Genomic DNA, 12,541 nt, shown 5'->3' on the forward strand with positions numbered 1-12,541 from the left:
CTAACTTCCTAACTCCAGCTGATTCTTTACCAACTGATAATACAATCCTTTCTTCTCCGTCAGTTCCCGGTGAGTGCCCTCTTCAGCCACAGCACCTTTATCCAGCACCACGATCTTATCCGCATCACGAACCGTACTCAAACGATGTGCTACCACTACAACCGTCTTACCCCGATAGAATGTATGGAGGTGTTCCATAATCTCACGCTCGTTATTGGCATCCAGTGCATTCGTCGCCTCATCGAAAAACAGGAACTCCGGATTCTTATAAACCGCACGGGCTATCAGCAGGCGCTGTCGCTGTCCCTGACTGATGCCGTTCCCCTCCATTCCGATCTTCGTATTATAGCCCAAAGGAAGAGAATCGATAAAATCACGGATATTGGCAACCGTCACAGCATGGCGCAAACGTTCCACATCCACCTGCTCCTCACCAACAGCAATGTTGTTCGCAATCGTATCAGAGAAAATAAAGCCATCCTGCATCACCGAACCACTCTTCGCACGCCAGAGATGCGGATTCACCACATCCAGAGGAGTCTCACCTATTTTGATATCCCCCTTATTCGGAGTATAAAAACCGAGCATCAACTTAATCAGTGTAGTCTTACCACTACCACTCGCCCCCACGATCGCTGTCACTTTATGTTCGGGTATATCCAGATTCACATCTTTCAGCACATAGTCACGGTCCGCCCCGTCATAGCTAAACGACAGATTTTCAATACGAATATCACGCCGATCCGGAAGAACCGTCAGTTTTGAAGTGATATCCTGTTCTTCATCTTTCTGACCGTGAATCTCGTTCAAGCGTTCCAGACTGATCTTTGCATCCTGAAGTTGTTGGGCAAAGCCGATAAAAGAGCCGATGGGGCCACTCAGCTGACCGATGATATACGTCAAAGACATCATCATACCCAGAGTCATATCCCCTTCCACAACCGATTTGGCAGCAATAAAGGAAATTACGATATTCGTTGTCTGATTAAAAAAGACAGAGCCCACTTGCTGAACCTGCCCCAATGCCAGTCCCTTCACGCTGATCTTGAAAAGCTTCACCTGAATGCGCTCCCACTGCCAGCGCTTTTGCTTCTCGCAGTTGTTCAGCTTGATTTCCTGCATGGCAGTCACCAGCTGAATCAAACTGCTCTGTTCGCCCGCCGCCTGGGCAAAACGCCGGATATCCAGTTCGCGCCGGTACTTCATGAACACAAGAATCCAGCAGATATAGAGTGAATTGCCTACCAGAAAGATGGCAAGAATACCCAGATTATAATAAGCCAATACAAAAGCAAAAATAAAGAAGTTTACGAAAGAGAAAAGCGTACTGATGGATGAGCCTGTCAGAAAGCTCTCGATACGTCCGTGGTCACCGATACGCTGCATAATGTCACCGATCATCTTCGTATCGAAATAATGGAGCGGTAGTTTCATCAACTTTGCCAGGAAGTCAGAGATCAGCGAGATGTTGATACGTGTGTTCATGTGAAGCATGATCCAGCTACGGATAAACTCGACCGAAAGTTGCGAAACGGAGATTACCAGCTGTGCAATCAGGATCAGAGTGATAAAGTTCAGGTTACCGTCACGGATACCCACATCCACCAACGACTGTGTCAGAAATGGGAAGATAAGTTGCAGCAAGCTCGCTGTCAGCATTCCCAGAACCAGTTGAATCAGTTGTTTACGATAAGGAGACAAATATTTAAGAAAGAAACGAAGACTGCGACTGCCGGACTCTTCCTCGTCTCCCTGCCCTTGGAATTCCGGGCCCGGTTCAAGCGCAAGTGCAGCTCCTTTCTCTTCTCCATTCACCTTGGTAGACAACCAACACTTTTTAAATTCTTCCTCACTGTACGAAATCAACTGACGTGCCGGATCAGCGATATAGAAACGGTAGCCACTGCGCTTCTTCTTTATATCATAACAGACCACAAAGTGGTTCTGGTTCCAATGCAGGATGCAAGGCAACGGTACGTCCTCTTTCAGTTGCTCCAAAGAGATACGGACCCCCGAAGTACGGAAACCGATGGATTCCGCCGCATCACTGATGCCCAACATGGAAACTCCTTCACGGGTAATAAAAGAACGTGCACGGAGGGTCTGCAGGGAATAGCTCTTACCATAGTACTTCGCAATCATGCGAAGGCAGGAAGGGCCGCAATCCATAGCGTCCAACTGGAGGTAATGAGGAAAAGAACTTAGCTTCATTTATTCATAATATTAGTCTACGTAGCAAAAATACATCACATATCCGGAATATAATGCGCTTCTCCGGGAATTTTTTTCACAAATTCCCGGAAAGGATAATTTATCTGTTTCCCGTTCAGAAAATTCAGCAGCAAAAGCATGCCCTTATACTGCCTTTTCTTTAAAACTCTTTCACAAGCATTGCTCAAATCAAACAAATAGGTTTCTTCTCTGATCCGTACACTTTTATCCCCCGAAGACAATCGAAGCAGGACATACCACGCAATGCCCTCCAGTCCCGTAGCTAAAGAGTAGTCATCCAAACGCCTGACATCATATTCCATCACTTTCTTATCAATCTTATTCCGTTCTTCATTGCCGGCATCTTCCACAAATCCCCTCCGGACAAGATATTCTACCCCCAACCTATGCCAGCCCATCCGAAAGACAGACCGACCGGCATACCCAAGCGAACATACTCCATCACTTCATCCAGCAACTCTTCGGCAAATTCTCCAAAAATTCGCGATTCGGCAACATGAGAATAATGAAAAAAGAAAAGACAATATCCCATCTTTCCATAAAACAGCCCTATGTCAGTTTGTCTGTAGGAGAAATAAAGTGATTTTGCTATCTTTTCTATCTGTGCATCCATAACATTTCTTTTTTAATAACTGACAGGTATTTCATAGTCGAGGCGATAAAGTTCTTTTATCCGTGCTATCTGTTTCTCATCTCTCAGTTCAAACTGAACGGATGTCGCATTCGACCTCTCCTCAGGTATATCAACTCCTTTCTCTTCTAAGAAACAGTTTAATTTACTGAGTGGTACGATACAGTCCACATCAGCAGAAGTATAAAAATCAGATTGCCTGCGTATATGTTCATCCTGCCACAACGGATTTGTCTTCCCCAATTCAAACTCAACAAACGAAAGAAAGCGTTCAAAAGAATGATCCTGATAAAGATTACACATATACATATAACGGTTAAAAGTACGTTCAAGTATAAAATATTTATAAGCAGAAATCAGTCTTTCCACCGGATCCCTCCAAACCGCTACCTTCAAATACGATTTATGCTCCCTTTCATAACCAGACATCTCAGAAACCGGTACCAAAAAACGTTCGGGTTTTACCCGGGCGATATAAAAATGAGTCTGATCTTCCGTATCAGGAATCATACCTATAGACGCATAGATAGCTATATTCTCCCAAAAAGTGAGTCCACATTTCGAGATAAGGACAAAAGCCATACGATGCTTCTCTACAAGACAAAAGTTGCATCCGAAGAAGTCTAATGGTGGTTTGTTTAGCATTGCAATATCTTTCATGATATACTACGATTTTCGATGTCCAACATACATACAATAAAGTGATTCAGTTCCCTGCCATAGCCCCTTATCCTTCCATCGTCTGGAGCCGGTCATAGTACAGTTTCATCCTGTTCAGTATCTCCTCACTATACCATCTTCCAAGAGACTCTTGCCGACTGAGTTCCTCACAAACACGAAGCATTTCTCCCGCCCTATCGTACAAAGTAGTATAAGTTCCGTCCGGATGCAATGTACAGGCGGTAGAATATATCTGCAGCAACCTTACATAGAGCGCTTCTTTTGCCTCTCTATGTTTTTTCTCAAACAAATGTTTACGGCTATATTCCAGTAACTTCTCAATAATCAATTGAATGGAAGCAATCCGCCTACCCGCTGCTGTCGCTGTCATAATCGATCCTTCCCGTTGCCGGTAATAATAAAAATCAATATCGGCAACCGTCATTTTCTGAGCGGTTGTCAGCACCTGCGGAGTCCATAATTCATCCTCATGAATCAGCCCCGGCTCAAAGCGAAAACCGTTTTGCTCAATAAAATCTCTCCGATATAAATAGTTGTACACCATAGGGACATAACATCTGCAATCCATCACTCTTGAGAAATACGTACTTCCAGACACCACGGTTCCCGCCGCAAACAACTCCCTGCTCCTTCTTTCCCAACTTCGCACCTGCCCATCCGGATGTACCGCCAATGTATTTCCTGAGACAATGTCTGACCGGGTCTTCGCAGCTATAGTACAAAGCACCTGCAAAGCATTCTCTGCCAGCCAGTCGTCACTGTCCAGAAATGCCAGATAATGCCCGGATGCATATTCTATTCCGGTATTCCGTGCAGCAGAAAGTCCTTGATTCGCCTGTTCCACATAAACGCAACGAGCATCCTTACCCGCATACTCCCGCAGCAACTCTCCGGAATTATCCGTCGATCCGTCGTTCACCAGAATGATCTCAATATCCGTCAAAGTCTGCTTCTCCAAAGAGTACAGACATTCCCCCAGAAAAAGTTCCGTATTATAGACCGGAACCACCACCGAAACTACCGGTCTTTTTACCTCCTTCATATCCCTCTCAATTTTAGTTCGTGTATTTTTTGGCAAAGCCTGGTTAACGGATTACTCCGGACTTGCTCTAACTTATTTGTGAACGACAATAATAAAGGCCGCTTCCTCCATGCATGAAAACGTTCATACAATGCCTCGTCATCATAGCATTGATTCATAAAAACAGCTACTCCCTCAGGAGAATCAAAAGCCGACACATCCAGAAAGCAATTTTCTCCCGGAGCAAACTCCCGGATATTGGGAGCTCCCAGATAGACCGGAACAGTACCGGCCAACAAAGGATTGAAAAATTTTTCCGTTACATAATCCTTCCCTATCGCATTCTCAAAACTTATTACGAACTGATAATCCCCAATCACACTAAGAAGTGTATCCCGCCCTCGGTCCTCAACAGGTAATTCACAATTATGGTATAGTTTCCCATACGAATCGATGTCGGTATACTGCATCAATTGCTTAAGATACTCTTGCCGGTGACTCCGGTTCATATCGCTCGAGATAAACATACATGCCTTCTTATAAGGCTTTTTCCTCCGTGCCGCAACCAGCATCTTCCCATAATCCGGTTCATAATAAGGATACACAATATCATCCTCCTGATGATACCCCATCCACAAATCAAAACTCTCTCTGAACTCGGGATCCTTGGTCCAACTATAATTCTCTTCACATTCCAGATTCCATCCCACCCAAATCTGTCCTTCCCGCTTATCGATTTCATCCTCCATCACCGAAGGTAAATCGGGCAAATGGAAAACCACGGCATCCGCCTTTGAAAGGAGGTTGCGATCAGTCGTTATCACACAGCCCTCGGGTAAGTCTTCCTTCCGGAACTCAAGTGGAAATCCCCACATCGTATTATAAAAAAGAATCAATATATCCATCCACCATCTATCTTTTATCAAGCTGCGAAACACATTTATCTGCCACTACTCGTCCTCCCCCTTTCAACATCCTCCACGGAATCCTTCCTTTACCCGTCATAAAGAAATAAGCGAATACCGGTTCCGCCCAACGTACGGTAACAAAAGGTTTATATCTCTGTTGTAAACTCCTGTACGACAGCTTCACAAAGGTGCCCAAAGGTATAAACCGCTCCGGATGTTTCCGGTAAGACTGCCGATAGCCCTCTTCATGCTCCTTCATCAGGGCACGCAAATGAAACCAACAAAAGCCGACATCCAATATTTCATTCGGACAGCGCATCACTTCCAGTCCCCGATGACGGCCATCCGGCTTCGTTTCCGTCACATACCTGAATATCCGGTCCGCAGACACCTCAAAAAAGAAAGTATCACGCACGCCATTAAACGGAGGGAGTATCTCTTTGCTATCAGGCTCCGGATGTTCCTGCCCCAACCCTACCATCCACTCCCGGTCTTTCCGGAACAAGTTAATGCCCGACATCGAGACAGGCACTTTATACCGAATGATCATCTTCTCCAGATAAGAAGCATACAACGCATGTGTCCACAACGCAATTCGTTCCAGCCACCTGAACGGTCGCATCTCTATACGGTTGAAAGAGTCCAGATAAGCCCGATACAGGTTGTAAGAGATGCATTCCGCCACGTTGAACCTCACTTTTTTATCAGAACGGTAAGCATCACAGATATGTTTCAGCCGATCCGTAAAATAAACCTGATCGGCATCGATCTTCACTGCGTACCGATAGCTTGCTTTCGACAATGCATAGTTGCAATAACCTGCCAACGTATGGATAGAGTCGGGCGGCAACAGCTTTGCCTTCTCAAACTCCTCCTCATCCAGATCGATCGGATATACAGACGGCTGATACTCAAAGACCCTGATTTTATCCGGATATTGTGCCGCCTTCTGCCTGAGAATCTCCGGCGTACGATCCGTACAATCATGATAGACAGCTATCAACTCATCCAATCCGTCGATACACGAATCAATGCACATCTCCAAAAAATCCTCACAATTCTTACAACGCAATACCCCCGATACCCCGACGGGCCGTTCGCATGTCAAAGTATCCGTATCAACCACATAAATCTCCTTCAAAGTAACAGGAGGCATTTTTTCTTTAATAAACCCGACCATATTCCGGAGAGTTTCTTCTCCTGTTGCCTGAAACCACAGAGGTTGCCCCTTCTCCATCCTCTGTTCAAAATCTCCATAATTCTCCAATATCCGGGACAAACCGCCGGTCAACTCCTCTTTCGTTTTCGCTATCATCCCCAGCCCCTCGGCTTCCACATCCGGAGAATACCGCGATCCCTCGGTCGGATCGTACACCAACGGGACAGCACCATGCGCCACTCCCTCCATTAAAGAAGAAGAATAGTGTGCCACCCCTACCCGTGTGCGGGCAAATACCTCTGCCAGCTTTCTATCCGTTACCATTTCTATATTAGGAATCTGCTCCCATTCCATGCGTACCTCCTCACCTATCCTGAACTCAGGATGTTCACGCACCAGAAACCGCCGGGCGGGAAATTCCGCAGCAACCGTCCCTATCAGACAGATCATCTCTTGAAGATACTTTTTGTCACTCAGAAAAAAAGGTCCCTGCAAGAAAAAAGTAACACACTCCTTTTTCGTCTCATTACGTGGTTCCACCTGATACATATAGCCCGTCGGAACAAAGTCCGGCAGCGGATTATGCTTCTCCCACAAAGTCCGGAAGCCTTCCCCCCACATCAGATAGTACCGGTAAGGCATCCTCCTGAAAGCAGTGTGCATCAATGACGGCCATCCCTGCTGGATACACAAGGTCGGTATTCCATAATCACGTCCTATGGTGGCAAGCAATAACTGCTGGTAATGGCAGCCTTCCAGAAAAATCAATCCTTTAGGTTGCAAGATCCTCATCAATATATCAAATGTATTCGCATATTGAAAAATCAAGGGAAACCACTCTTTCAGGAATGGATTAACCAATGGAGCTGTTTTGGTAAATTCAAGAGTAATGGCCGTTACAAAGTCCGGCAACTCCGTTTCATCCGGAATCTCATATTCCGACAAGAGCAACACCGGTTCTTCCAGACGTTCAATCAACGGAGTCAGATAAGCCAATTGACGGGCATTATAAATATAGATCACCAACTGCCCGCCATAAGGTGCCAGTGCTTCATACCATTCATGGTCGTAGATTTTGTATTCCTCTTCCTGTCGCTCCCATTCTTCCACCTGCTTATCTGCCAGTATCTCCTTTACGCTACCCAATGCTTCCCGACAGCTCTTTCCTTCTTTACGTAACCGGTCGTACTCCTCTCTATGCCATGTGAACTGCCAGAATAGTAAATTGATCAAAGGCACGCCCACATCATGCCTCCCCATTTTCAGCCAATACTCTTTCTCTTCCCTCAAATGGTTCACGTAGTCAGACAGCACCCTATCCAGTACTTCATAATACTCCACATAATAGTCCCGTCTATCCATATCTTTTTTTATTAAAGCCCGGTTTCAATATAATGTTCAGCCAGTCTCCAGTCCGCTTCTTCATCAATATCTATCACCCCTGCAGGCCCGATCTCCACCACCTTCACAACTCCCGAAAGAAGCTGCCCGGAGTCCAGTATTCTCCCCACCGTAGAAGCATAGAAAGCTCCCGACTCTATCAGAAAACCTTTGTACTCCTGTCGGCGAGGTTTGGTTTCGAATGAATAGTCCAAAGGTCTCCCCTCATCACTCCAACGAAACTTCTTCAAACGGCAACAGGCAACATAGGAATCCGCCTCACCCCTTTTCATCTCTTCTGCAAGCCCCCTTAGTTCTTGTGCAGTCGTAAAAGGAGAAGTAGCCTGTAACAAAATAAAATCATCATTCCGGTCCGGCTTACAAAAATAGAAAAATTCCTGTACAACTTCCAGACTGGGAGCCTCATCCCTTGCACTCCACTCACTGCGCCTGAATATCCGTACAACTTCTTTGTAACGGCCTCGTATCAAACTTTCCATTTCATCACAATTTGTCGCTACACATACCTCGTCCGCTATGCCGGAAGCAAGGATGGTATCGATAATCCAACATACCAGAGGTTTGTCTCCCAGCATACGCAGGTTCTTACCGGGGATACCTCTACTCCCTTTGCGAACCGGAACAAAACAGAAAGTACGATCCATAAGCTATTATCATTTATGGTTTCACATGACAGAGGTTCGGTTTTCCAATAGCCAATTCATAATTAGAGGGCGAAGGACACAGCCATTGGTAAATGCAGTCACAGCAAGGATAATCATTTCGTATTTTCCGCCATGCTGTATTATCAAGCATTTCTTTGTTAACAATATCAATCAAACTATCTTTATAGATATTTCCCAAAACTAAACTATTCAAATTAGCATATACGTCTCCATTAACAGAGATTGATAACGAACCGAAAAAATGTGAATTCATTTTTTGATGAGCAAAAATTTGGCTCATTGAGTATTGAGATTGCAGGATATCCCCTTTATCCATATAAACATATTTTTCAAAATAATCCAAATTACATCCTACATAGGTAGAATGTATTGAATAGTCATTAATAGCATATTTATGTACAATCTCCTCCGCCTTAGCATATTCATCTATTTGCGTAACATAAAAATGAATCTTTATTTGTAAATCTCCTAATAAAAAGATACAATTTCGCAGTAATTCTTCTTCCATGGGAAAAGGAACAATCACATCATAAAAAAAATCTGAATCTAAGATTTTATTACCCACAAAATCAGCATAATGACTCCAAATATGAATTTGACCTTTAAAACCTGATAATAAAAAAGGAATATCATTATAATTAGGATACTTCCAAATATTTCCACCAAATAAATTCAACCGACCTACCACTCCATATCGAATTTGTGCTATAATAGACTTCAAAGCAGAGATATCAAGAACTTGAGACGTCTCTGTTTCTGCTACGCGACAGCACAAATTTTGCTGTGAATATTTACTGCAATATAAACAATGATGATCACAAACATTATAAAGAAAAACATTTATTTCTAACAAATTAAACAAAATATCTTCTCCTATACCCCTATCTTCTATTTGCTGTAATTTATCCACATCACATTGTAAATTAAGAATAGGCATCATTTGTATCGGTTTATCGGGAAAAGATGCCACATCTATAACACCTCCCATTTCCTTTAACACAAAACCAGATATAAAATTTGAGTAACATAGCTCTGTCAACATTTTCCCTTCACAAAACACCGCACCAAGATTATCTCTTTTATGTAACTGTCGTAATAGCCCTATTACATTCTCATTTTCCACCTCTAAATACTCCCAATTCTTAGTATTATATAATAGAGCCTTCTTACCCTTTATACAACAATATACATAAGGCGCAATTACCAGCCAATAATTCTTATCTACTTGAAACATATTATACCCTATTTTATTCAACCATCACATTTTCCATAATTCGATAATATTCTTCCGGATGCTTTCTTAGAAAATCTATTTGTTTTGTTTTATAGATTTCAAAAGCTTGTTTACTAGTAAATCCATAGCAAACAGGACAAGTATCCAAGTTATTAAGATTGAAAATACATTGTATACAAGATTCTGCTTTGTAACATTTACTACATTGATTTTCCATTTTAGCATAATAAGTATTATACTTATCTGCAATTGCTTCTAAATCAAGTTCAACACCGCTATCTGCCGTTACCTTTCCCAATGCAAATTGTTGTCCTATGCGTTCGCAAGGTAAAATCTTACCAGTAACAGTGACAAACATTCTTTTACCAAAAGGGATACAAGTACCGGTAGGAATTGTTTTTTTAGGTTTACCATATTGCAAATCAACATAACTTCGAAAAACAAACCCACTATACTGATGGAGAAAATTGGTAAGAGTCTGATAAGTAGCTGATTTTAGAAACATATCCTGCTCTATTTTTTCATAATTCTCTGCTTGGTGTAAACTTTCTTGTGAATTACGATACGTTTTTTGGAAAAGTTCTACCTTATCCGGTCGAATCCCCATATTATTCAACTCTCCAATACTGGGTACTTTATTGTAACGAGTTTTAAAGAAGTGATAAATAGAAGTAACCGAATTACGATTATGTAATACAGCATTAAAATTTACTTTTCTTTCAAAGAACTCAGGGTATTTATTTCGTAAAACATCTATATTTCTGATAATATTGGGATATGCAGGATCACCCACCTTATTCACTCTATAGGAAGTGCCATATTCATCACCATCCAAACTGATAAGCAAATTGAAATCATGTGCCACCAAAAAATCCATATGACGTTCAAGCAACAAAGCATTCGTTGTCATTGAAAAAGTAAAATTGCGATATTGGCAATGCAGTTTTTCAATATACGTCACCACCGATTCAATAAATGGCATATTTAATAAAGGTTCTCCCCCATAGAAACTGATATATACGTTACGTTTAGCTGACGTATTATATTCTGAGCCCCATAAATCAACTAAATAATCAATTAATTTCAAAGAAGCGGACAAACTAATTGTGCTATTTTCACGCTTATCATAATCATTATAAAATTCACCATACGCACAATACTTACAACACAGATTACAAGCATCTGTCACTTCAAAAGTCAGCTGACGCAGGTTAGCTAATTGATACTTAATATCATCAACTGTAATATATTTTTTTTTCATCGATTATATTAAATTTCTTTGTTTTGCCATTTCTATTACAAAAGAAGACAAACTGTATTCAACGTTATCATATACACAAGTAAGCTGTTTACAATTTATAAGTGCATCGTAATTTTTTTGTATACATGGTCCCATACACAAAGGTAAAACTCGACAATTTTCACAACGTTCATTCTCAAATGTAGCCTTTACAAACATCTTACTCAATATTCCATCGTTCCAATCAATCTCTCCAGATTTTAACAAATGGCCAAGAGTTAGTTCTTCCCCATAATCACGTGCTGTACATTTAAAAATTCTACCATCGTAATTGACAACATAATGATTGATACTATCCGCATAACAACACTTATATCTAAATGGCCTATATGCCCAAAAACGCGAACGAAAACCAGCCTTCTCAAATTCAACTTTTGCCTTCTCTAATAACTTTCGCATTTCTTCTGTACATGAAATCTGCCACACTCTCTGAAAATCTACAGTAATGCACTTTATACTTTTTTCCGTAAAATCATTTATTATATCTTTTATATTCTTCAAAGTTTGTTTATCATAATTTACACGCAAACAAATTGAAACATCTGGAATTACCTCAGAAAGCAAATTAATATTGTCAACCACATCTCTATAAGTACCATGTTTATCAGAATAACGTTTAATCAGGTTCTGGCGGCACTCATTACCATCAATAGATATCTGAAAGAAATCAAAGTTCATGTCCTTCATATATCGAATTCTATCTTCACTCAATAAAGTAGCATTAGTAGTAATTTGTTGCCTAAATTTCACATTATTCTGTAATAAAATTGGGAATACTGAATCTGATATCTTTTTGATTACTTCATCAAAATACATTAGGGGCTCTCCACCAAACCAATCCAATAAAATTGAATTTGCTTTTTTTTGTGTCACTAATAAATTAATGTGCTTAATCAAATTATCAACTATTTCATCGCTCATTCGTTCTCTATCATATTTTGCCCCAGCATATGCAACAGAACAATACCAGCACTTTAAATTACAATCTAAAGTCGGATTTATTGTAAGATGATAATCCCGATTCATAAATATACATCGCTTATTTTGTAATTTCAAATACGCCAACTCATCAAAATCTGGACTTATAATAAATCCTGACCTCTGAAAAGCAGAATACAATTCAGGAAATTTCTGTCGAAATGTAGGCAAATGTTCCATCAAAGTCTCAATTATAGAATAATCCTTAAGACTAATTGGTAGTATCCTGTTAGTAAGCGAATTATAGAGCAGGATTCCATTATAGTATTCTATTTCAATATTGTATCTACTAGCTTTATCATTCATATCATTACCTATCTAATATTATTAT

Annotated in this window: 11 protein-coding genes; all 11 read right to left on the minus strand. The window is 41.3% G+C overall.

Annotated elements, in window-relative coordinates:
• Positions 1-2,211 carry a peptidase domain-containing ABC transporter gene (locus QK890_RS18445; protein WP_022011532.1) on the minus strand — a complete coding sequence of 737 codons (2,211 nt, stop codon included), beginning with the start codon at positions 2,209-2,211 and terminating at the stop codon, positions 1-3.
• A gap of 35 nt (positions 2,212-2,246) precedes the next feature.
• On the minus strand, positions 2,247-2,630 hold the full coding sequence (locus QK890_RS18450) for a hypothetical protein (protein WP_233481206.1): 384 nt from the start codon (positions 2,628-2,630) through the stop codon (positions 2,247-2,249).
• Positions 2,606-2,845, minus strand: coding sequence for a hypothetical protein (locus QK890_RS18455; protein WP_233481207.1), 240 nt, complete (start codon positions 2,843-2,845; stop codon positions 2,606-2,608). Before QK890_RS18455 ends, QK890_RS18450 begins: the two co-directional genes overlap by 25 nt.
• Positions 2,846-2,857: 12 nt before the next feature.
• Positions 2,858-3,523 (minus strand): sulfotransferase family 2 domain-containing protein, encoded by a 666-nt coding sequence (locus tag QK890_RS18460; RefSeq protein ID WP_234191250.1) that lies wholly within the window; start codon positions 3,521-3,523, stop codon positions 2,858-2,860.
• Positions 3,524-3,590: 67 nt separating this feature from the next.
• A complete protein-coding gene (locus tag QK890_RS18465) occupies positions 3,591-4,586 on the minus strand; it encodes a glycosyltransferase (protein WP_032541012.1) in 996 nt (331 codons plus the stop codon).
• Positions 4,583-5,470 carry a glycosyltransferase family 10 gene (locus QK890_RS18470; protein WP_032541011.1) on the minus strand — a complete coding sequence of 296 codons (888 nt, stop codon included), beginning with the start codon at positions 5,468-5,470 and terminating at the stop codon, positions 4,583-4,585. The genes QK890_RS18465 and QK890_RS18470 overlap by 4 nt, the downstream gene beginning before the upstream one ends.
• Positions 5,471-5,477: 7 nt before the next feature.
• Positions 5,478-7,994, minus strand: a complete 2,517-nt coding sequence (locus QK890_RS18475) for a hypothetical protein (RefSeq protein WP_032541010.1) — start codon at positions 7,992-7,994, stop codon at positions 5,478-5,480.
• An 11-nt stretch (positions 7,995-8,005) separates the two neighbouring features.
• The gene (locus QK890_RS18480; protein ID WP_032541009.1) at positions 8,006-8,677 is read right to left on the minus strand and encodes an acylneuraminate cytidylyltransferase family protein; all 672 of its coding nucleotides are present in this window, start codon (positions 8,675-8,677) and stop codon (positions 8,006-8,008) included.
• Positions 8,678-8,690: 13 nt separating this feature from the next.
• Complete coding sequence (locus QK890_RS18485) at positions 8,691-9,932, minus strand: TIGR04150 pseudo-rSAM protein (RefSeq protein WP_032541008.1); 1,242 nt, start codon at positions 9,930-9,932, stop codon at positions 8,691-8,693.
• 13 nt (positions 9,933-9,945) lie between these two features.
• Complete coding sequence (locus QK890_RS18490) at positions 9,946-11,193, minus strand: radical SAM peptide maturase (RefSeq protein WP_032534069.1); 1,248 nt, start codon at positions 11,191-11,193, stop codon at positions 9,946-9,948.
• Positions 11,194-11,196: 3 nt separating this feature from the next.
• Positions 11,197-12,516, minus strand: a complete 1,320-nt coding sequence (locus QK890_RS18495; protein WP_010993585.1) for a radical SAM protein — start codon at positions 12,514-12,516, stop codon at positions 11,197-11,199.
• Positions 12,517-12,541 lie beyond the last annotated feature (25 nt).

It is taken from the genome of Bacteroides sp. NGMCC 1.200775 (assembly GCF_040798045.1).
In the GTDB taxonomy this organism is placed as follows: Bacteria; Bacteroidota; Bacteroidia; order Bacteroidales; family Bacteroidaceae; genus Bacteroides; species Bacteroides hominis.